This window comes from Kitasatospora sp. NPDC056651, from assembly GCF_042792155.1.
Taxonomy (GTDB): Bacteria; Actinomycetota; Actinomycetes; order Streptomycetales; family Streptomycetaceae; genus Kitasatospora.
The window spans coordinates 24,086-24,830 of sequence record NZ_JBHTWX010000076.1; the positions used below are offsets into that span (position 1 = coordinate 24,086).

Annotated in this window: 1 protein-coding gene; it reads right to left on the reverse strand. The window is 76.9% G+C overall.

What is annotated here, in order from left to right; translation table 11 throughout:
- Positions 1-136: 136 nt before the first annotated feature.
- A partial coding sequence (locus tag ACFRAR_RS26220; RefSeq protein WP_380700638.1) for a peptidoglycan-binding protein occupies positions 137-745 on the reverse strand: 609 nt, incomplete at its 5' end.

A 745-nucleotide genomic window follows, 5' to 3' on the forward strand; every position in this document is an offset into this window, starting at 1 on the left:
TGGGGGGGGGGTCCGGGGGGGGGGGGGTGTCAACACTAACACCCGGCCCCCCTGGGGGGGTTGGGGGCTGTCCCGGTGCGTGGCGCTTTCCGGGGGGGGGCGGCCCCCCCCCGGGCCCCCCCACCTCGGGCGTGGGTCAGGAGAAGAGCCGGCGCCAGGTGTCCGGGCCCGGGTAGCCGTCGGCCTCGCTGCCGGTCCAGCCCTGGGCCTGCTGGAAGGCCTGGACGGCCCGGCGGTCGGCCTCGCCCCAGCTCGGGCCGGGGCCGACGCTGTAGGAGCCGCCGAAGCCCTTGCGGACCAGCTGCTCGCCGAGCTGCCGGACGTAGTCGTTGTTCTGGCCCGGGGCGAAGTACTGGGCGCCGGGGAAGGCGCCGGTGTTGGTGGGCGGCGGGGGCGGCAGGGGGGTGCCGGTGCCGCCGCCGTCGATGTTGCGGCCCTTGCCGTTGACCAGGTAGTCCCAGGTGGCCTTGCCGGGGATGCCGTCGGCCTCGCTGCCGGTCCAGCCCTGGGCCTGCTGGAAGGCCTGGGTGGCCTTGCGGTCGGCCTCGCCCCAACGCGGGCCCGGGCCCTCGGAGTAGAACCTGGAGCCGCCGCGCTGCGTCAGCAGCTGGCCGAGCTGGGTCACGTACGCGTTGTTCTGGCCCGGGCCGAAGTACTGGGCGCCGGGGAAGGCGCCGGTGTTGGTGGGCGGCGGGGGCGGCAGGGGGGTGCCGGTGCCGCCGCCGTCGATGTTGCGGCCCTTGCC